The organism is Streptomyces sp. DSM 41931, assembly GCF_050271085.1.
In the GTDB taxonomy this organism is placed as follows: Bacteria; Actinomycetota; Actinomycetes; order Streptomycetales; family Streptomycetaceae; genus Streptomyces; species Streptomyces albogriseolus.
This window is the reverse complement of record NZ_CP189902.1, coordinates 2,135,100-2,153,436: the sequence shown is the minus strand read 5'-3', so window position 1 is coordinate 2,153,436 and position 18,337 is coordinate 2,135,100. Positions and strand designations below refer to the sequence as shown.

Annotated in this window: 18 protein-coding genes and 3 tRNA genes; 7 read left to right on the top strand and 14 right to left on the bottom strand. The window is 73.6% G+C overall.

The annotated features are described in order from the left end of the window. Window positions 1-39 precede the first annotated feature (39 nt). The 4 genes from ACP7TJ_RS10090 to ACP7TJ_RS10075 all read right to left on the bottom strand — a co-directional run bounded on the left by ACP7TJ_RS10090 (window position 40) and on the right by ACP7TJ_RS10075 (window position 5,620). The gene (locus ACP7TJ_RS10090) at window positions 40-1,968 is read right to left on the bottom strand and encodes an ABC transporter ATP-binding protein (RefSeq protein WP_093764755.1); all 1,929 of its coding nucleotides are present in this window, start codon (window positions 1,966-1,968) and stop codon (window positions 40-42) included. Continuing rightward, window positions 1,968-3,701, bottom strand: coding sequence for an ABC transporter ATP-binding protein (locus ACP7TJ_RS10085; protein ID WP_427762855.1), 1,734 nt, complete (start codon window positions 3,699-3,701; stop codon window positions 1,968-1,970). The genes ACP7TJ_RS10090 and ACP7TJ_RS10085 overlap by 1 nt, the downstream gene beginning before the upstream one ends. 123 nt (window positions 3,702-3,824) lie before the next feature. Continuing rightward, window positions 3,825-5,276, bottom strand: a complete 1,452-nt coding sequence (locus ACP7TJ_RS10080; protein ID WP_093764753.1) for an FGGY family carbohydrate kinase — start codon at window positions 5,274-5,276, stop codon at window positions 3,825-3,827. A gap of 38 nt (window positions 5,277-5,314) precedes the next feature. Beyond that, window positions 5,315-5,620: a hypothetical protein gene (locus ACP7TJ_RS10075; RefSeq protein ID WP_093764752.1), complete on the bottom strand. Its 306-nt coding sequence runs from the start codon at window positions 5,618-5,620 to the stop codon at window positions 5,315-5,317. A gap of 170 nt (window positions 5,621-5,790) precedes the next feature. On the opposite strand from ACP7TJ_RS10075, the gene ACP7TJ_RS10070 reads away from it, so the two are divergent. From ACP7TJ_RS10070 to ACP7TJ_RS10060, 3 genes are all read left to right on the top strand, one after another. Beyond that, window positions 5,791-5,863 (top strand) — tRNA-Asn (locus ACP7TJ_RS10070). A gap of 5 nt (window positions 5,864-5,868) precedes the next feature. Beyond that, a tRNA-Asn gene (locus ACP7TJ_RS10065) sits at window positions 5,869-5,941 on the top strand. Window positions 5,942-6,118: 177 nt separating this feature from the next. Further along, window positions 6,119-6,195: transfer RNA gene (locus tag ACP7TJ_RS10060), tRNA-Ile, on the top strand. Between the two features lie 107 nt (window positions 6,196-6,302). Here the strand turns inward: ACP7TJ_RS10060 and ACP7TJ_RS10055 are convergent. Then, complete coding sequence (locus ACP7TJ_RS10055; RefSeq protein WP_266396805.1) at window positions 6,303-6,437, bottom strand: hypothetical protein; 135 nt, start codon at window positions 6,435-6,437, stop codon at window positions 6,303-6,305. 9 nt (window positions 6,438-6,446) lie between these two features. Between ACP7TJ_RS10055 and ACP7TJ_RS10050 the strand changes: the two genes are divergently transcribed. Further along, entirely contained in the window at window positions 6,447-6,590 is a 144-nt protein-coding gene (locus ACP7TJ_RS10050; RefSeq protein ID WP_189911186.1) for an ester cyclase, read from the top strand. An 81-nt stretch (window positions 6,591-6,671) separates the two neighbouring features. Here ACP7TJ_RS10050 and ACP7TJ_RS10045 read toward each other — a convergent pair whose 3' ends face one another. The 3 genes from ACP7TJ_RS10045 to ACP7TJ_RS10035 all read right to left on the bottom strand — a co-directional run bounded on the left by ACP7TJ_RS10045 (window position 6,672) and on the right by ACP7TJ_RS10035 (window position 8,855). After that, on the bottom strand, window positions 6,672-6,842 hold the full coding sequence (locus ACP7TJ_RS10045; RefSeq protein WP_167743105.1) for a hypothetical protein: 171 nt from the start codon (window positions 6,840-6,842) through the stop codon (window positions 6,672-6,674). 64 nt (window positions 6,843-6,906) lie between these two features. After that, on the bottom strand, window positions 6,907-7,581 hold the full coding sequence (locus ACP7TJ_RS10040; protein WP_167743103.1) for an ANTAR domain-containing response regulator: 675 nt from the start codon (window positions 7,579-7,581) through the stop codon (window positions 6,907-6,909). Window positions 7,582-7,817: 236 nt separating this feature from the next. Continuing rightward, on the bottom strand, window positions 7,818-8,855 hold the full coding sequence (locus ACP7TJ_RS10035) for a rod shape-determining protein (protein ID WP_093764748.1): 1,038 nt from the start codon (window positions 8,853-8,855) through the stop codon (window positions 7,818-7,820). Between the two features lie 257 nt (window positions 8,856-9,112). Here ACP7TJ_RS10035 and ACP7TJ_RS10030 point away from each other — a divergent pair, with 257 nt between their 5' ends. After that, entirely contained in the window at window positions 9,113-10,627 is a 1,515-nt protein-coding gene (locus ACP7TJ_RS10030; protein WP_427762851.1) for a DUF4157 domain-containing protein, read from the top strand. Here ACP7TJ_RS10030 and ACP7TJ_RS10025 read toward each other — a convergent pair. The 3 genes from ACP7TJ_RS10025 to ACP7TJ_RS10015 all read right to left on the bottom strand — a co-directional run bounded on the left by ACP7TJ_RS10025 (window position 10,624) and on the right by ACP7TJ_RS10015 (window position 14,876). After that, on the bottom strand, window positions 10,624-11,970 hold the full coding sequence (locus ACP7TJ_RS10025) for a carboxyl transferase domain-containing protein (protein WP_266396796.1): 1,347 nt from the start codon (window positions 11,968-11,970) through the stop codon (window positions 10,624-10,626). The two genes, ACP7TJ_RS10030 and ACP7TJ_RS10025, sit on opposite strands and share 4 nt — an antisense overlap. Continuing rightward, entirely contained in the window at window positions 11,963-13,432 is a 1,470-nt protein-coding gene (locus tag ACP7TJ_RS10020) for an acyl-CoA synthetase (RefSeq protein WP_403160413.1), read from the bottom strand. Before ACP7TJ_RS10020 ends, ACP7TJ_RS10025 begins: the two co-directional genes overlap by 8 nt. 70 nt (window positions 13,433-13,502) lie before the next feature. Continuing rightward, the gene (locus tag ACP7TJ_RS10015) at window positions 13,503-14,876 is read right to left on the bottom strand and encodes an SLC13 family permease (RefSeq protein WP_427762848.1); all 1,374 of its coding nucleotides are present in this window, start codon (window positions 14,874-14,876) and stop codon (window positions 13,503-13,505) included. 179 nt (window positions 14,877-15,055) lie between these two features. Between ACP7TJ_RS10015 and ACP7TJ_RS10010 the strand changes: the two genes are divergently transcribed. Together ACP7TJ_RS10010 and ACP7TJ_RS10005 are read left to right on the top strand one after the other, a co-directional pair. Next, window positions 15,056-15,763, top strand: coding sequence for a FadR/GntR family transcriptional regulator (locus tag ACP7TJ_RS10010; RefSeq protein ID WP_167743095.1), 708 nt, complete (start codon window positions 15,056-15,058; stop codon window positions 15,761-15,763). Between the two features lie 70 nt (window positions 15,764-15,833). Beyond that, window positions 15,834-16,736 carry an ATP-grasp domain-containing protein gene (locus tag ACP7TJ_RS10005; protein WP_427762846.1) on the top strand — a complete coding sequence of 301 codons (903 nt, stop codon included), beginning with the start codon at window positions 15,834-15,836 and terminating at the stop codon, window positions 16,734-16,736. Here ACP7TJ_RS10005 and ACP7TJ_RS10000 read toward each other — a convergent pair. From ACP7TJ_RS10000 to ACP7TJ_RS09990, 3 genes are read right to left on the bottom strand one after another with little or no spacing between them, the layout of a single operon-like run. After that, window positions 16,684-17,298: a hypothetical protein gene (locus tag ACP7TJ_RS10000; RefSeq protein ID WP_189911191.1), complete on the bottom strand. Its 615-nt coding sequence runs from the start codon at window positions 17,296-17,298 to the stop codon at window positions 16,684-16,686. The genes ACP7TJ_RS10005 and ACP7TJ_RS10000 overlap by 53 nt on opposite strands. Further along, entirely contained in the window at window positions 17,264-18,100 is an 837-nt protein-coding gene (locus ACP7TJ_RS09995) for an FkbM family methyltransferase (RefSeq protein ID WP_255303723.1), read from the bottom strand. Before ACP7TJ_RS09995 ends, ACP7TJ_RS10000 begins: the two co-directional genes overlap by 35 nt. After that, entirely contained in the window at window positions 18,097-18,336 is a 240-nt protein-coding gene (locus ACP7TJ_RS09990; protein WP_093764743.1) for a Trm112 family protein, read from the bottom strand. Before ACP7TJ_RS09990 ends, ACP7TJ_RS09995 begins: the two co-directional genes overlap by 4 nt. Between the last annotated feature and the right edge of the window lies 1 nt (window position 18,337).

The window sequence follows — 18,337 nt, the reverse complement described above, 5'->3', positions numbered from 1 at the left end:
CGGAGGGGCCGGGAACGGCCCCTCCGGAACCGCGTGGCCTCAGTCCACCTCGGCGACCGCCTGCGTGAACTGCGCCTTGTACAGCCGGGCGTAGGCCCCGTCCGCCGCCAGCAGCTTGTCGTGCGCGCCCTGTTCGACGATCGCCCCGTTCTCCATGACGAGGATGGTGTCCGCGTCGCGGATCGTGGAGAGCCGGTGCGCGATGACGAACGACGTGCGGCCGTGCGCCAGCCGGGCCATCGCCTTCTGGATCAGCACCTCCGTACGGGTGTCCACGGAGCTCGTCGCCTCGTCCAGCACCAGGATCACCGGGTCCGACAGGAACGCCCGCGCGATGGTGATGAGCTGCTTCTCGCCCGCGCTCACCCCGCTGCCCTCGTCGTCGATGACGGTGTCGTACCCGTCGGGCAGGGTGCGGACGAACCGGTCGGCGTGCGCCGCCCGCGCCGCCTCCTCGATCTCCTCCCGGGTCACCTCACGGGTCGCGCCGTACGCGATGTTCTCCGCGATGGTGCCGCCGAACAGCCAGGTGTCCTGGAGCACCATGCCGATCCCGGCGCGCAGTTCGTCCCGCGTCATCCGCGCGATGTCCACCCCGTCCAGGGTGATCCGCCCGCCGGACACCTCGTAGAACCGCATCAGCAGGTTGACCAGGGTGGTCTTGCCCGCGCCCGTGGGGCCGACGATGGCGACCGTGCGGCCCGGTTCCACCGTCAGCGACAGGTCCTCGATCAGCGGCTTGTCCGGGTCGTAGCGGAACGACACATGCTCCAGTTCCACCCGGCCGCGCAGCTCCTCGGGACGCTCGGCGGGCGACGGGTCGGCCTTCTGCTCCTCGGCGTCGAGCACCTCGAAGACCCGCTCGGCGGAGGCCACGCCCGACTGCACCAGGTTCGCCATCGACGCGACCTGCGTCAGCGGCATCGAGAACTGCCGCGAGTACTGGATGAACGCCTGCACGTCCCCGATGGACAGCGTCCCGGAGGCCACCCGCAGACCGCCGACCACCGCGACCAGCACATAGTTGAGGTTCGACACGAACATCATCAGCGGCTGCATGACACCGCTGTTGAACTGCGCCCTGAACCCGGCCTCGTACAGCGCCTCGTTCTCCTCGGCGAACTTCCGCGCCGACTCCTCCTGCCGCCCGAACACCTTCACCAGGGCGTGCCCGGTGTACATCTCCTCGACGTGCGCGTTGAGCGTGCCGGTGGAGCGCCACTGCTGCACGAAGTGCGGCTGCGACCGCTTGCCGACCCGGGTGGCGACGACGAACGACAGCGGCACCGTCACCAGCGCGACCAGCGCCAGGATCCAGGAGACGTAGAACATCATCGCCAGCACGCCGATGATGGTGAGCAGCGAGTTGATCAGCTGCCCCATCGACTGCTGGAGCGTCTGCCCGATGTTGTCGATGTCGTTGGTGGCCCGGCTCAGCACCTCACCGCGCTGCCGCTTGTCGAAGTACGACAGCGGCAGCCGCGACAGCTTCGTCTGCACGTCCTCGCGCATCCGGAACATCGTGCGGTTCACCGCCCGGTTCACCAGCCGGGTCGCCACCGCCATCAGCAGCCCGGCCGCGCCGAACACCGCCAGCGCGAGCAGCAGGACGTGCCCCACCGCGGTGAAGTCGATGCCCTGACCCGGTGTGAAGTCCGTGGAGCGGAGCATGTCGGCGACCTGGCCGTCGCCGCGCTCCCGCATCGACTGAAGCACCTGCTCCTTGGTGGCGCCCTCCGGCATGTCACGGCCCACGATGCCCGCGAACACCAGGTCGGTGGCCCGGCCCAGGATCTTCGGCCCGACCACGCTGAGCCCCACGCTCACCACGACACAGGCCAGCAGCCCGTACATGGTGAGGCGTTCCGGTCCGAAGCGGCCGAGCAGCCGCTTGCCGGACCCCTTGAAGTCGATCGACCGCTGGCCGGGAGCGACCCCCGCCGTCATCCGGCCCCCTGGCCCCGCCATCAGGCCGCCTCCGCTTCCGTCAGCTGGGAGAGCACGATCTCCCGGTAGGTCTCGTTGTCCGCCATCAGCTCGTGGTGCCGTCCGGCGCCGACGACCCGGCCCTCGTCCAGCACCACGATCCGGTCGGCGTCCCGGATGGTCGCCACCCGCTGGGCGACGATCACCACCGTCGCCTCGGCCGTCTCCCGCGCGAGCGCCGCGCGCAGAGCCGCGTCGGTGGCGTAGTCGAGCGCGGAGAAGGAGTCGTCGAAGAGGTAGATCTCCGGGCGCTGCACCAGCGTCCGGGCGATGGCCAGGCGCTGGCGCTGACCGCCGGAGACGTTGGTCCCGCCCTGCGCGATCGGCGCGTCGAGCCCGCCCTCCAGCCGCTCCACGAAGTCCTTGCCCTGCGCCACCTCCAGCGCGTGCCACAGCTCCTCGTCCGTGGCGTCCGGATTGCCGTAGCGCAGATTGGTCGCCACCGTGCCCGCGAACAGATACGGCTTCTGCGGCACCAGGCCGACGGTCCGCGCGAGCAGCGCCGGATCGACGTCCGCCACCGGCACCCCGTCGACCAGCACCTCGCCCTCGGTCGCGTCGAACAGCCGCGGCACCAGCCCCAGCAGCGTGGACTTGCCGCTGCCGGTGGAGCCGATCACGGCGGTGACCTCGCCGGGCCGCGCCACCAGATCGACCGCCCGCAGCACCGGCTCCTCGGCCCCCGGGTAGCGGAAGCCCGCGCCCCGGATCTCCAGATGTCCGTGCCGGCGCAGCTCGGTGACGGGCGCGGCGGGCGGCACCACGCTCGAGGAGGTGTCCAGCACCTCCTGGACGCGCTCGGCGCACACCTCGGCGCGCGGCACCATCATGAACATGAAGGTGGCCATCATCACGGACATGACGATCTGCATCAGATAGGCGAGGAACGCCGTCAGGTCGCCGATCTGCATCCCGCCGCTGTCGATGCGGTGCGCGCCGAACCACACCACCGCGATCGACGACAGGTTCACCACCGTCATGACCACCGGGAACATCAGCGCGAGCAGATTGCCGGTGCGCAGCGACACATCGGTCAGCTCGGTGTTGGACCCGTGGAACCGCCGCTGCTCGTACGTGTCCCGCACGAACGCCCGGATGACCCGGTTGCCGGTGATCTGCTCGCGCAGCACCCGGTTCACCGTGTCCAGCCGCTTCTGCATGGTGCGGAACAACGGCCGCAGCCGGCGCACGATCAGCGTCACGCAGACGCCCAGCACCGGCACCACCGCGACCAGCACCCCGGACAGCGGCACGTCAAGACCGAGCGCCAGTACCACACCGCCCACGCACATGATCGGCGCCGACACCATCAGGGTGAACGCCATCAGGGTGAGCATCTGGATCTGCTGGACGTCGTTCGTCGTGCGCGTGATCAGCGACGGCGCCCCGAAGTGACCCACCTCACGGGCGGAGAAGGACTGCACCCGGTCGAAGACCGCGGCGCGCAGCTCCCGCCCCAGGGCCGCCGCCGTCCGGGCCCCGTAGTACACGGCGCCGACGTTGCAGACGACCTGCGCCAGCGAGATGCCGATCATCAGGCCGCCGTAGCCGAGGATGTAACCCGTGTCACCTTGGACGACACCGTTGTCGATGATGTCCGCGTTCAGCGTGGGCAGGTAGAGCGTGGCGCAGGTCTGCAGGAACTGCAGGGCCACCAGAAGGACGAGGGGTCTTGTGTAGGGCCGTAGACGGTCACGTAGAAGTCGTATGAGCACGCTGCATCTCTCGGAGTGGACGGCGGGGCCAGTGGTTGCCCGTGGCCCCTATCGTCGAACACTCCACCGGCGTTACCTCAACCCATTTACGGGCCCCGGCGCGCCGTCCCCGCGCGCCCCCTCCTACTGCTGGAACGCCCCCGGATGGGTCTGCTCGCGCACCGCCACGTACTGCTGGCGCACCGCCTGCCCCACCGCCAGCTCCTCGCCCGGGTCCAGCACCTGCGCCACCGGACCCGGCCACACCGGCGGGGTCCGCGGATCGAGGGCGCCCTGCGAGACGCCGAGCGCCCAGGCCGCCTGCCGGGCCGCGCCCGTCGCCGCGTAGTCCGCGGGCTGCGGCACGACCACCTGCGCCCCGAACAGCGCGGGCGCCGCCGCCTGCACAGCGGGCAGTTCGGCCGCGGGCCCCAGCAGGAACACCCGCCGCACCTCCACACCCCGGCCGCGCAGCACGTCCAGCGCGTCCGCGAGCCCGCACAGCATCCCCTCGAACGCCGCCCGCGCCAGGTGCTCCGGCTTCATCGACTCCCGCCGCAGCCCCGCGAGGGTCCCCGCGGTGTGCGGCAGGTTCGGGGTGCGCTCGCCCTCCAGATACGGCAGCAGCACCAGCCCGTGCGCGCCCGGAGTCGACTTCATCGCCAGGTCGGACAGGCTCTCCAGGTCCGGCAGCCCCAGCAGTTCCGCGGTGCCGCGCAGCGCCCGCACCGCGTTCAGCGTGGTGACCACGGGCAGATGCATGCCCGTCGCGTCGGCCAGCGACGTGATCATGCCGGTGCGGTCGACGAGCGCCTCGGGGTGCACGGCCATCGCCGAGCCGGAGGCGCCCAGCGACACCACCGCGTCGCCGAGCCCGATGCCGAGCCCGAACGCCGCCGCCATCGTGTCCGCCGTGCCGGCGGAGATCATCAGCCCCTCGGGGGTGGTCCCGGCCGCGTCGGCCGGGCCGATCACCTCGGGGAGCATCGCCTGGTGCCCGAGCGCCAGCTCCACCAGGTCGGGCCGGTACCCGCCGGTGGCCGCCGCCCAGTAGCCGGTGCCGGAGGCGCCGCCCCGGTCGGTGGTCCGGCGCACCGGCCGGCCCAGCAGCTGCCACACCAGCCAGTCCTGCGCCTGCAGCAGCACGGCGGTGCGGGCCGCGTTCTCCGGTTCGGTACGGGCCATCCAGCGCAGCTTGGTCACCGGCTGTGCGGCGCCCGGCACACAGCCCACGGCCTGCGCCCACGCCTCGCGCCCGCCGAGCGCGTCGACCAGATCGGCCGCCGCGACCTGGGCGCGCTTGTCGCCCCCGGTCATCGCCGGGCGGACCGTGTTGCCCTGCGCGTCCAGCGGGACCAGCGCGCCCGCCTGAGCGGACACGCCGATCGCCTGCACGCCCTCCAGCAGCCCGCCGCTCGCGGCCTCGCCCAGGGACAGCAGCCAGGCCTGCGGGTCGACGTCCGAGGAGCGGCCGGCGTCGGCACCCTGCACCGGGTGCGGGGCGTACCCCTGCCTGAGCACGGCCCCGGTGTCCGTGTCACAGACGACGATGCGAGTGAAATCGGGCGCACTGTCCAGCCCGGCGACTATCCCCATACGGCGATTTTGCCGCATGGGGAGAGATGCGGTGTCCGTCAGGTGTTGCTCGTGCCCCAGTCGTCCTCGGCCGGGCCGTGGGCGGTGCGCTCCCGCAGGGCGTGGACCCGCTGGGCGACCGAGTCGGGCATGCGGTCGCCGACCTTGTCGCTCACCACGTGGTACGCCTTGTCCGCGAACTCACGGCTCTGCTGTGCCGCGCTCTCCGCGGTGTTGCGCACCGCGGGGTTCTGCGCCAGCTGCAGCGCGGACCTCTTCATCTGCTCGTAGCGCTCCCTCCCGGCTTTCGTGCCCAGCACGTAACCCAGGACGACTCCGGCGACGAACGTGAGCCGGTATCGCATGGCGGCCACCCTTCCCGTTGTTCCAGTCTGCGTGGGTCTCCGGCGCGGCGACGGGCCGGGGAGTACCGATTGGCGGAGCACCCCCCTGCTTGCGCTAATGTATGTGTCGCAGCGAGCGCGCGCCCCCTGGCGAATACCCAGGCGGGTGCGTTCGATGCAGAACGAGGCATTCCTCCGTAGCTCAATTGGCAGAGCAGCCGGCTGTTAACCGGCAGGTTACTGGTTCGAGTCCAGTCGGGGGAGCTCGATCCTCCGTAGCTCAATTGGCAGAGCAGCCGGCTGTTAACCGGCAGGTTACTGGTTCGAGTCCAGTCGGGGGAGCATGCTGAACGAGGACCCCGCCGGGGTCCTTTTTCATGTCCGGGGGAACCGCGCGCGACGCGGCACTGTCTTCATGGTCAACAGGGCCGTACGCAGCCGACCATCCGAAGCAGGAGATCGTATGAGCGGCTATGCTGCGGCAGACGGCGCGCACACATGTACGCGACACGCCGCTATGGGGCGGTAGCTCAGCCGGTTAGAGCAGCGGACTCATAATCCGTCGGCCGTGGGTTCGAGTCCCACCCGCCCCACCAGCAACCTACCTTGACCTGCGGGAACGTCCCCTCAGCGTCTCCACCAAGGACCCGTTGGGGTGCACCGGTTGAGGCAGCGGTTCAGCATGGGGGAGGAACGACCGTGACTACGACTCCATCGCCGGGTCCGTCGCTCCGGACTGCATCCTCGTCGAGGAGGGCAGCGGAAGGACACTGCGAGGCCCGGAGGGCTTCACCCAGCTCGCGGCGACGGCACGCAGACCGGGGACCTGGTCCTGCATGCGGGCACCGTGCCCGCCACCGGGCGTCACGTCACGGTGCACGCGTGCGACATCTACAAGGTCAAGGACGGCAAAATCCAGGAGGGCCGCGCGTATCTGGACACCGGCGCCATCATGAGCCAGCTGGGTCTGACCGAGCAGCTGCGAGGCTGACGGCACAAAGCACCACGGAAAGGCTCGACCCGAGGCCACGGCGGCCCGACCGCCGTGGCCTTCGTCGGCCGTCGGCGCGAGTCAGCCGTCTTCGTGCGTTCCCCGTACGGCGTTGTCGTCGGACGCGGTCGGCGCGTCCGACGGGTCGCGTTCCCCTTCCGCCTGCGAGGGCGTGGTGTGCACCACGTCGGGGGTGGTCCATTCGCTGTCGTCCCGGTCGCCCTCGGCCTGGGACGGAGTGTGCTCGCTCATCGTGCCGCCTTCTGTCGCGGGGCCGGTCGTTACGGCGAGTACGAGTACCCCGCGCGCGGCGATGTCACCGGGCGGCGCGACGGGCGGCGAGGGCACGCGCCAGCGCCGTGCGCACCTCCGGGGGCGGGGGAGTGCCCTCCGCCTCCGCGCAGGCCGTCAGAGACTCGGCGATGGCGCGCAGCTTGGTGTTGGACAGCTGCGACGCCTCCCGCAGAATGTGCCACGCCTCGTCCGAGGTGCAGCCGTACGTCGCCATCAGCACGCCGCGCGCCTGGTCGATGACCGGGCGGGACGCGATGGCCTGCCGCAGCTGCTCGACCTCCTCCTGGAGCAGGTGCAGCCGCTCCTGGCGCTCCAGCGCCACCGCCGACCCGGCCGGCGAGGGGCGCGGCGCGGGGGAGCGCAGCGGGTCCGTGATGTCCAGCCCGGCCAGCTCCAGGATGCGGCGCGGCTGGCCGCTCCAGCGGGACGTGGTGACCGGCATGGACCGCCGGCGGGCGTGGTCACGGAGCACCTCCAGGAACTCCAGACCCGCGGTGTCCATGAAGTGCACGCCGCTCATGTCCAGGTCGACCCGCGCCGTGCCGGCGGGCAGCCCGGCCAGCTTCTCGGCCAGCATCTGGGCGCAGCCGCGGACCAGCTCCCCGCGCGGGGTGAGCAGCGCCCGGTCCGCGTCCATGCGACCGCTGATGACCAAGGTGTCCTGCCGTCCCGGGGGGAACGAAGCCGCGGAAGTCATGTCACCGCCTTGTCGGTGCTCGTGGGTGGCCGGCCGGGCCGTCCCGGCGGCCCCGGCCACCGCCGGCACCCGCACGAGAGGCATCGCGCACGGAACTGCTGCGCTGCGGATGCGCCTGCCCGCCCTGCGCCGCGGTACACACCGCCCCCGCCGGAACGGCCGGGAACGTACGAGGGCCTGCCCGCACGGATGCGGGCAGGCCAGGGCGGTGCGTGGTGCGCGGCGGAGGGGGCGACTCAGGCGCCCAGGGGGTCCAGGACCATGGGGGTGATACGGCCTTCCAGCATCGCGCCGAGCCCTTCCACGGCGCACAGCTCCGGGCGCTCCGCGATGTGCACCGGCATCCCGGTGGCCTGACGCAGCATCTGGTCCAGACCCGGCAGCAGGGCGCTGCCGCCGACCATCATGATGCCGCGGTCGGCCAGGTCGGCGACCAGGTCGGGCGGGCAGTCCCGCAGCACCCTGCCGATGCCGTCCAGGACGGCGGTGAGCGGCGTCTGGATCGCCCGCCGCACCGCGGCCGTGTCCACCTTCACCGACCGGGCGAGCCCGGTGGCGACGTCCCGGCCGTGGATCTCCGTGACCTCCGGCCCCTCCGGGGTCAGTCCGTTCCCCTCCAACGCGAGCTGGAGGGGCCGTACGGACTGGCTCGGGAGCATCAGCTCGTGCTGGTGGCGCAGATGCTGCACGATCGCCGCGTCCACCGCCTCGCCGCCCACCGGGATCCGCTCGGCGCGCACGATCGAGCCGAGCGACAGCACGGCCACCTGGGTGGCCGCCGCGCCGCACACCATGATCATGGTGGCCTCGGGCCGCTCCACCGGCAGTCCGCAGCCGACGGCCGCCGCGATCAGCGTGTCCACCAGCTCCACCCGGCGGGCGCCGAGCCCGACCAGCGTCTCGATCGCGGCGCGCTGGGCCAGCGGGTCGGCGTCGTGCGGGGTGCAGGCGGCCGCCCGCAGCCGGGGCTTGCGGCGCAGGGCACGGCGGGTGCGGTCGCCGATGAGCTGACGCAGCATCCGCTGCGCCATCTCGATGTCGACGACGGTACCGCCGTTCACCGGCCGGACGACGCGGATGTAGTCGGGGGTGCGCCCGGTCATCTTCTCCGCGAACTCGCCGACCGCGATCAGCGCTCCGGTACGGGTGTTCACGGCGGCGACGGACGGCTGGTCGACGACCAGGCCGGCGCCCTTGATGTACACCCGGGTGCGGGCCGCGCCCAGGTCGACGGCGAAGTGGCAGCGGCGCAGCTGCTCCAGACTGGCGGTCACGGCAGTTCCTCCCGAGTGCGCGGCCGGAGGCCCGCCGATCGGCGGGCCTCTTCGCATCGTGCGCGCCGGGCGGGGGCGGCGCCCTTTCTGGGGGGCCGGGCGAGGGGCCGCCGAACGGGGGTCCCGTCCGGCGGCAGCCGCGAGCAGGGGGGAACTGCCCCAAAGGGCAGCTCCGCTGCACGGTGCGGCAGACGTCCGGGCAGAGAGCGGGGCTGTGGGCGCCGAACGGCGGAGTGAGGGCCGGGATTCTCCTGATAATGCTTCAGAACCCCAGGCCGCGACGGGCGACGGCCCCGACGTTCCGAAGAGGCGATCCTGTGAGTCACCAGAAGCCCCGCCCTGCTCAGCGGGGGAACGAGCACGGGCCGGCGCCCTTGCGGCCCGCTCCGTCCGCGCGACGGACGGTGTCCCCGCAGGCGGGACTGAGAGGGCTCCAGACGAGCGCCGGGAACGCGGCCGTCGTCCAGCTGCTGCGGCAGGCCGGTCACCTGGGCGACGAGGAGCCGCACGCGCCGGTGCAGCGGTCGGCCGTGCACGACGTCCTGCGCGCGCCCGGCCGCCCGCTCGACGACGCCGTCCGCACCGACATGGAGGCGCGGCTCGGTGCGGACTTCTCCGACGTCCGGATCCACGACGACAGCGCGGCACGGGCCTCCGCCGCGGAGGTCGGCGCCCGCGCCTACACCTCCGGCAGTCATGTCGTCATCGGTGACGGCGGCGGGGACCGGCACACCCTCGCCCATGAACTCACCCACGTCGTCCAGCAGCGGCAGGGGCCGGTCGCGGGGACCGACAACGGGGCGGGGCTGAGGGTCTCCGACCCGTCGGACCGCTTCGAGAGGGAGGCGGAGGCCAACGCGGCGCGGGTGATGGCCTCCAGCCGGGCGGCGGAGGCGGGCGTGCGGCGGAGTGCGGAGGCGCCCGCGGCGGCGGGCGGTGCGGCCGTCGTGCAGCGGGCCGGCAACCCGCAGGAGCATCTGACGGTCGAGTACTGGGAGGACAAGGCCGGGGTGGGCGGCAAGGACTCGGCGTCCGCGGGCAAGCGAGCCGCCATGAGGACCGGGCCTGCCCAGAAGGGCAAGAAGGGCAAGGGCGCGTCGGGCGGCAAAGGGGCGTCCGGCGAGAAACGCACGATGGACCAGATCGTCACGGAGACGGGCCCCGCGCTCCTGCGGGAGCTGGCGGCCAAGGACCCGGAGGCCGGGCAGCTGGAGCTCTACCGCTCCATGTCGTGGGCCGAGGCCGAGAGCATTCTGACCTACTGGGGCGACGCCGAAGCACGCGCGGCGCTCACGGAGTACGTCAGCGAGGGGACCGGAACGTCGGCGGGACTCAAGAAGTCCTACACCGGTCTCACGGTGGGAGCCCATCTCGGCGACCAGGGGCAGGCGGACCGTTACTACAGCGAGGTCCAGCTCAAGTTCGTCCTGAAACCGGGCGCCCACGAACTGCTCTTCACACCGGAGTACATGGCCCTCGGCCCCGGGTACAAGACCGACCTGATCCGTAAGGCTCAGGAGGGCGACTCGCCGTTCAAGGCGGCGAGCCAGAACGAGGGGACGCTGCCCGGGTACATCGGCGTCAAGGCGGAGCACACGGAGCCCTACAGCATCGGCATCGCACAGGGGAACACCACCCGTAAGGGCCGCGAACTCGGCCCCAGCCAGCTGCTCTTCCAGTTGTTCGTCGACCGCGTGGAGCTCGTGAAGAACAAGACCGGGAAGCCCCTGCCCGGTGAGACCGAGGTGACCGGGCAGGAGGCGGCCGCCTAGGCGCCCTCCGGGCCCGGTCCCACGATGCCCCGCACCACCCCCAGCTCCACCAGGTCCTGGGGCCGGATGCGGAGACCGTCCGCCGTGGACTCCACGGCGGACGGCGGGCGTTTCAGGATCGCCGCCGCCAGTTCCGGGGCGATCACCGAGAAGTAGCTGTCCGGGGTGGCCCATGTGTTGCCCGGCGCGGCCGGCGCCAGTGCGCCGCCGGAGCCGCCCTCGCCGATGACCAGGGTGGTCAGCGGTGTGCGCGCGGCGGCGACGGCGGAGAACAGGTCCGCGATGGCCGCCCCCGCGCCCTGCCGTTCCGCCTCCGCGTCGTTGGCCGCGCCCGGGGTGTCCACCAGGGTCAGCACCGGGATGCCGAGGCGGTCGGCGAGACGGACCAGGCGGGCGGCCGTGCGGTAGCCGGCGGGACGGGTGGCCGTGCCTGTCTGGGCCGCGTAGGCGACGGTACGGCCCTCGTGGTCGCCGAAGCCGCAGAGCATGCCGCCGGGGTCGGCGCCGCCGCAGCGGTCGCCGGAGAGCGTGACGCGCGAGGTGAAGTAGGCGTCCAGGTAGGCGGCGGCGCGCGGACGGTGCGGTGAGCGGGCGCGGCGGACCGCGTCCCAGCCGGTGGCCGGGAGGTCCGGTGCGCCGAGGGCGTGCGGCGGCGGGGCCGGGTCGGCGGAGGGGCGGGTCAGCAGGCGCAGCCAGCGGCCCAGGGTGGTGCGCAGCTCCTCCGGGGGGACCAGCGCGTCCGCCGCGCCCGCCGCGACCTGCGCCTCGGCCGTGTACGCGGTCGGGTCGGCGTCCGGCGGGCGGACCCGGGAGCCGGCGAAGCCGACCTGCGCGCCGGGGAGGGCGAGTACCACGTCCGCTCCCGCGCCCAGGGTGGCCCAGCCGCCGCCGGTCGTGGGGTCCCGCAGGACGGCTATCTGGGGCAGCCGCGCCTCCCGGGCCCGTGCCGACGCGCGCGCCACCCGCTGGAGCTGGGTCAGGGCGAGCATGCCCTCCTGCATCCGGCTGCCGCCGGTGGCGACCAGGGACACCAAGGGCAGCCGGTGCGCGACGGCGTGCGCGTACGCGGCCTCCAGGCGGTCGCCGGTGCCCTCGCCGAGGGAGCCGCCGAGGAAGCCGAACTCGAACGCGATCAGCACGGCCGGGGTGCCCTCGACGTCCGCGACCCCGCAGACCACGGACTCGTCCTCGCCGGTGCGTGCGGCGGCGCGGGCGCGGGCCTCGTCGTAGCCGGGCCAGCCGAGCGGGCCGTCCGGCGCCGGTGTCCGCGCCGGGTACGGCAGTTCGGTGAACGTGTCCGTGACCAGGGCGAGGGCCTCGCGGGCCGGCGGGCGGTCAGCCATGCGTCAGCGCCCGCTTCATGATCTTGCCCATGTCGTTGCGGGGCAGCACGTCGAGGTGGCGGACGGCCCGGGGCCGCTTGTGCGGGGCGAGGCGCGCGGCCACATGGCCGGCCAGCTCCTCCAGGCCGGGCGGGGACTGCGGGTCGGCCGGCACCACCCACGCCACGATCCGCTCGCCCAGGTCGGCGTCCGGCTCCCCGGTGACGGCCGCCTCCTTCACGCCCGGGTGTTCCAGCAGCGCGTTCTCGATCTCGCCCGCGCCGATCTTGTAGCCGCCGCTCTTGATGAGGTCGGTCGCCTTGCGGCCGACGATGCGGACGTCGCCGCCGGGGTCGCGGACCGCCATGTCGCCGGTGCGGAACCAGCCGTCCGCGGTGAACGCCTCCGCCGTGGCGTCGGGCCGGTTGAGGTACTCGGTGAACAGGTTCGGCCCGCGCACCTGGATTTCGCCCACGGTCTCGCCGTCGTACGACGTCACCGGGGTGCCGTCCTCCTCGACCAGCCGCAGTTCGACGCCGGGCAGCGGCACGCCGACCGAGCCGGGGCGGGTCTCGCCGTCGACGCGGACGCTGGTGTTCATCAGCGTCTCCGTCATGCCGTACCGCTCGACGACCCGGGCGCCGGTCGCCGCCGTGATCCGCTCGTGGTCGTGCACCGGCAGCGCGGCCGACCCCGACACCAGCAGCCGGGCGCCGGACAGCGCCCGCACCAGGTCCGGTTCGGCGGGCAGCGCCTCCGCGATGCGGTGGTACATCGTCGGCACGCCGAACAGCATGGTCGCGCCGGAGTTCAGCTCGCGGGCCACGCCCTCGGTGGTGAACCGGCCCAGATGGCGCACCGCGCCGCCGCGGCGCAGCGGGCCCAGCGTGCCGAGGACCAGGCCGTGCACATGGAACAGCGGCAGGCCGTGCACCAGCACGTCGGCGGCGGTCCACCGCCAGGCGTCGGCGAGGGCGTCCAACGTCGAGGCGATCGAACGGCGGGGGATGACCGCGCCCTTGGGCGGGCCGGTGGTGCCGGAGGTGTAGACGATCAGGGCGGGGTCCTCCGGGTCGCGCTCCCGGTCGTCGGGCACGGAGCCCCGGCCGGCGCCGCGGGCCGGGTCCACGTCGACGCGGGGCAGGGCGGCCGGTGCGTCGGGCAGCGGGACGCCGGGCGCGGCGAGGAGCACGTCGGGGGCGCTGTCGCCGAGGATGTGGCCCAGCTCCCGCTCGCCCGACCTCGGGTTGAGCGGGACCACGACCACCCCGGCGAGCAGCGCGGCGGTGACCGCGACGGCGGTCTCCAGGGTCGGCGTGGCCCACACGGCGGCCGTGCGCACCCCCTTGAGGTCCCCGGCCACCGCGCCGGATGCGGCGGCGAGTTCCCCGTACGTCAGTGCGCGCTCGCCGAAGCGCAGGGCGGGACGGCCGGGGGAGCCGCCGGCCGGGCCGTCGGTGAGGGCCGGGAAGAGAGAGGACACGCGTCGTACTCCTTGGGTCGCTGTCGTCGCTGTCGTCGCTGTCGTCGTTGTCGTGGCTGCGTCGGGTGTCCTACCCCCAGCCGGGTACCACCATCACCAGCCACACCACCGCCGGGACCGCCGCGACGACGATCCCGCCGTAGGTCATGAGCTGTCGGAAGAACCGCTCGCGGTCGACGTCCGGGGCGGCCGCGAGGACCAGGGCGCCGTTGGTGGAGAAGGGGCTGACGTCCACCACCGTCGCCGACACCGCGAGCGCGGTGACCATCCCGACGGCGCCGATCTCGCCCTGCGCCAGGAACGGCACGGCGAGCGGGATCAGCGCGCCCATGATGCCGACCGAGGAGGCGAACGCGGACACGATCGCGCCGATGTAGCAGAGCAGCACCGCCGCGAGCAGCGGGACGCCGATGCCGCCGACGCCCTCGCCGGCCCAGGTGATGGTGCCCATCTCGTCCAGCACGCCGACGTAGGTGAGCACGCCGCAGATCAGCAGGACTGTCGGCCAGGCGATCTCGGTGACCGCGCGGCGGCTGTCGGCCGGCCAGACGGTGCTCAGCAGGACCGCGAGGGTGATGGCGGTGAGGCCCGCGTCCAGGTCGAAGCCGAGGACGGCGACGACGAGGGCGGCCAGGCAGACCAGGGTGGCGGTCACCGGGGCGGTGAGCGGGACGGCGACGGCCGGGGCGTCGGTGCGGCTGAGCGTGGAGACGGGGGCGGTACGGGTGCCTCCGCCGCCGCCACTGCCTCCGGTGCCTCGGGTGCCATTGCCTCCGCCGCCGCCCGGCTCGTCGTCCTCCTTCGCCGAGGGGGCGACCGGCTCCGCGACCGTCCCCTGCCGCCACAGCTTCGGCCCGCCGCACACGGCGAACACCACCGCGGCGATGACCAGGTTCGCCAGCAGGGAGGCCAGGAACAGGGTGATCTCGCTGCCGGGGAGCTTCTCGCGCTCGACGATGCCGTTGACGATCGAGCCGTAGATGCTGATCGGCGAGAAGCCGCCGGCCTGGGCGCCGTGCACCACCATCGCGCCCATCAGCAGCGGGCTGATGCCGTACCGGACGGCGAAGCTCAGCGCGATCGGCGCGACGATCGCGACCGCGGCCGGGCTGACCGCGCCGATCGCGGTGAGCGCGCCGGTCAGGGCGAACATCACCCAGGGGATCAGCGCCACCCGCCCCCGCACCATCCGCACGGCCGCGTGCACCAGCCAGTCGGTGGTGCCGTTGGCGCGGGCCAGGGCGAACAGATAGGTGACGCCGACCAGGACGACGAACAGGTCACCGGGGAAGCCGGCGAAGACGCCGTCCGCGTCGAGGCCGGCGACGAGGGTGCCGACCCCGAAGGCGGCGGCGAAGGCGAGCGCCCCCATGTTCACGGAGCGGGTGGTGGCGATGACGAACACCACCGCGAGGACGAGGACGGAGAGGAGTTCGGGGGACATGCGGGCTCCCGAGTGGCTGAGTGGCTGAACCACTTATGGCGCCGGAATGGCGTGGTCCGTTCGGTCGCACAGCGTGCGGCCCGCATGGAGGCGCGTCAAGGGGTCGCGCAGGAATTGGCTCAGCCACTCGGCCACTCGCGGTGCCCCGGTGCTAGTCTCCCGGCGAGAGGGGGACCGCCGTGACCGACGCCCTGCGCCCGATGGCCAAACAGCGCCTGTACGAACAGGTGCTGGACCGGCTGCGCCAGTACGTCGCCGAGGGCGGCCTGCGCGCCGGGGACCGTCTGCCGCCGGAGCGCGACCTGGCCCAGCGGCTCGGCGTGAGCCGCGCCTCGGTGAAGCAGGCGATCGTCGTGCTCGAGGTGCAGGGGCTGGTCGAGGCCCGGCACGGCGGCGGTACCTATCTGGTCCGCGACAGCCTCGACGTCGAGCCGGTCGAGCGGATGGTGGAGCGGCGCCGGCGGCTGCCCGACGTGCTGGAGGCGCGGGAGGCCCTGGAGACCAAGCTCGCCGAACTGGCCGCCGAGCGGCGCACGGACGACGACCTGGCCGCGATGCGGTCCGCGCTCGCGCACATGGCCGAGGAGATCGAGGCGGGCGGCGCGGGCGTGGAGGGCGACCGCCGGTTCCACGCGGCGGTGACGGCGGCCGCGCACAGCGCCCTGCTCGCGGAGTTCATGCGCTCCATCGCGGAGCAGATCGCCGAGAGCCGCACCGAGTCGCTGCGCCAGCCCGGCCGCCCCCACCGCTCCCTCGCCCAGCACCAGGCGATCCTCGACGCGGTCGCCGACGGCCGCCCCCGCCAGGCCGCCGCCGCGATGCGCCGCCACGTCCGCACGGTCGCCAAGGTCCGCCTTCTCGACTGGGACCCGGAGGAGGACCGCTGACGGTCCCGGCCCGCCCGTGGTTGTTAGCCTCCTTCCGGAGCCGAGGCGGTCGTGGGAGGGGTGAGGCGGCGTGGTGCGAGTCGCGCTGGTGACCTGTGCGGACGGGCCCGACGTGGCCGAGGACCGGGATCTGCCGGTGCTGGTGCGGGCGTTGAACGAGGCCGGGGCGGAGGCGTCCGCCGAGGTGTGGGACGACGCCGGAGTCGACTGGGCCCGCTTCGACCTCGCCGTGATCCGCTCCACCTGGGACTACAGCTGGCGGGCGGCCGAGTTCACCGCGTGGGCGGAGCGGTGCGGCGCGCTGACCCGGCTCGCCAATCCGGCGGACGTGGTGCGCTGGAACACCGACAAGCACTACCTCGCGGACCTGGCCGCGGCCGGGGCGCCCGTGGTGGAGACGCGGTACCTGGCGCCCGGGGACGCCGTGGAACTCCCGGGCGGCCACGAGTTCGTGGTCAAGCCGGCCTCCGGCGCCGGCGCCCGGTTCGCCGCCCGCTACACCCCCGACGAGCACGACACCGCCGTACGGCATGTGCGGCGTCTGCACGACGACGGGTTCACGGCGATGGTGCAGCCGTACGTGCGGGCCATCGACAGCGGCGGGGAGCGGGCACTGCAGTTCTTCGGCGGGACACTGCTGCACGCCAGCAGGAAGGGGCCCGTCCTCGCTCCCGGCACCCCCTACGACCAGCGGAAGACGGCCCACCCCGGGCTGACCGGCTGGACCCCTACGGCGGACGAACTCGCCGTCGCCCAGGCCGCGTTGGCCGCCGTGCCCGGGGCGCCCGAGCTGCTGTACGCGCGGGTGGACCTGGTGGACGGCGACGACGGGCGGCCCCGGGTGATGGAGCTGGAGCTGGTCGAGCCGAACCTGTTCCTGTGGCTGCACCCCGAGTCGCTGCCGGTCGTCGTGGAACGGATCACCGAGGCGGCGGGCCGCCGGCGGCCGTCCGCTGGAGCAGCCCCCAGGTGAACTCCGCGACCACCGCGTGACGCCGGCCCTCCGCGTCCGGGGCGGTGAAGGCCAGCCCCCACCGGGTGGGCGCCGAGCCCTCCAGCGGGCGGGCCGGGGCGAAGGCGCGGGCCACCTCGTCCACCGTGCACGACCAGGGTGTGAGGTCCTCCAGCGTGCGCAGCGCGGGCGCGGGCGCGCCGGGCGCGCGGACCAGCCACTCGTTCCACACCGCGCCCCCGCCCGCCGGGGTCAGCACCTCGAAACGCAGGTCCGGCCAGAGCGGCAGGGGCCACCGCCATGCCTCGCAGTCCAGGTCGCCGACCCGGCGCGGGGTCCGCGACTCCGGGGGGCCGAGCACCGAGCGGTACCGGGACAGCGCCGGGCGGGGGCGCGGCGAGCGGACCATCGCCTGCCAGCGCCGGTTGGCCTCCCGCATGTCGGCGAGGGACGCGCCCAGTGCGCGCCGGGCGTCCTCCACCAGGCCGGGGTTGTGGTCGGCCATGCGCCGCAGCAGCACCAGCTGGAAGTGGAACGGGGTGAACGGTTCAGGTGGGCGTCGTCCGGTGGGCACGGGACCCATCGTCGCCCACCGGACGCTCTCCCGGGCGGCGGCCGTCCGGGAGGAACAGCACCGAGTTGACGTAGCGCGGGCCGCGCAGCCGCTCGTACGGCAGGATCCGGCGCAGCAGCCCGTGCGTGGCGACGTACGCGGTGCGCTCCTGGTGCGCCTCCAGCGGGAAGCGGGACAGCGGGATCCACGTGCCGGCGGGCAGCACCCAGCCGTCGTAGCCCAGCAGGGACAGATACGTCACCACCGGGGCGATCGGCTGGATCCGCGACTCCAGCTCGACGAACAGGGCCGGCCGGTCGCGGGCGAGGATGCCGGTCGCCCCGCGCAGCACCGCCGGCTCGTTGCCGTCCACGTCGATCTTCAGGAAGCCGACGTCGCGCAGCCCCAGGTCGTCCAGGGCGACACAGGTGACGTCCAGGGCGTGGCCGTGGATGTCCCGGCGGACCAGTGAGGACACGCCCTGGGCGCCGGCGTCGTCGTCCGGCAGCCACAGCCGGGCCACGCCCGGCCGGTCGGAGGCGGCCGCGCGGATCACCCGCACGTTCGGCGGGGCGGTGGCGCCCAGCAGCCGGGCCAGGCGCGGTACCGGTTCCAGGGTGACCACCCGGCGGGCGTGCCGGGCCAGCCGGTGCGTCCACGGGCCGTACCAGGCGCCGACGTCCACGGCCGTGTCGCAGCCCGGCGGGCACAGGTCGGAGAGGCGGGCCAGCTCGGGCTCGAAGCGCGGGTAGACCGCGCGGGCCGCCGCCGCCACCACGCGCGCGGGCAGCGCCGACGCCGCCCGCGCCGCGAGCGTGCGCCGCCCCGTCACGGCGCCGTCCCCGGGGCCCCGGCCGCGCGGGCCAGCAGCCGCTCGTGCTCCTCCTCCGGCACCTGCTCCCCGGACGACGGCAGCAGCTGCGGGACGCCGTCGACGACCGGGTAACGGCGGCGCAGCCGCGGGTTGTAGAGCGCCTCCCCCTCCCCGTCGTCCGCGGTGAGCAGGTGCAGCGGCCCCTTGTCGAGCGGGCAGGCGAGAATCCTCAGCAGCGGGTCGTCGGGCTTCACG

What these genes read in the sequence shown, in the direction of transcription:
- ACP7TJ_RS10090 (WP_093764755.1), bottom strand. Translation starts at nt 1,968, where the DNA reads ATGGCGGGGCCAGGGGGCCGGATGACGGCGGGGGTCGCTCCCGGCCAG.
- ACP7TJ_RS10080 (WP_093764753.1), bottom strand. Translation starts at nt 5,276, where the DNA reads ATGGGGATAGTCGCCGGGCTGGACAGTGCGCCCGATTTCACTCGCATC.
- ACP7TJ_RS10075 (WP_093764752.1), bottom strand. Translation starts at nt 5,620, where the DNA reads ATGCGATACCGGCTCACGTTCGTCGCCGGAGTCGTCCTGGGTTACGTG.
- ACP7TJ_RS10055 (WP_266396805.1), bottom strand. Translation starts at nt 6,437, where the DNA reads ATGCAGGACCAGGTCCCCGGTCTGCGTGCCGTCGCCGCGAGCTGGGTG.
- ACP7TJ_RS10045 (WP_167743105.1), bottom strand. Translation starts at nt 6,842, where the DNA reads ATGAGCGAGCACACTCCGTCCCAGGCCGAGGGCGACCGGGACGACAGC.
- ACP7TJ_RS10040 (WP_167743103.1), bottom strand. Translation starts at nt 7,581, where the DNA reads ATGACTTCCGCGGCTTCGTTCCCCCCGGGACGGCAGGACACCTTGGTC.
- ACP7TJ_RS10030 (WP_427762851.1), top strand. Translation starts at nt 9,113, where the DNA reads ATGCTTCAGAACCCCAGGCCGCGACGGGCGACGGCCCCGACGTTCCGA.
- ACP7TJ_RS10025 (WP_266396796.1), bottom strand. Translation starts at nt 11,970, where the DNA reads ATGGCTGACCGCCCGCCGGCCCGCGAGGCCCTCGCCCTGGTCACGGAC.
- ACP7TJ_RS10015 (WP_427762848.1), bottom strand. Translation starts at nt 14,876, where the DNA reads ATGTCCCCCGAACTCCTCTCCGTCCTCGTCCTCGCGGTGGTGTTCGTC.
- ACP7TJ_RS10000 (WP_189911191.1), bottom strand. Translation starts at nt 17,298, where the DNA reads ATGGGTCCCGTGCCCACCGGACGACGCCCACCTGAACCGTTCACCCCG.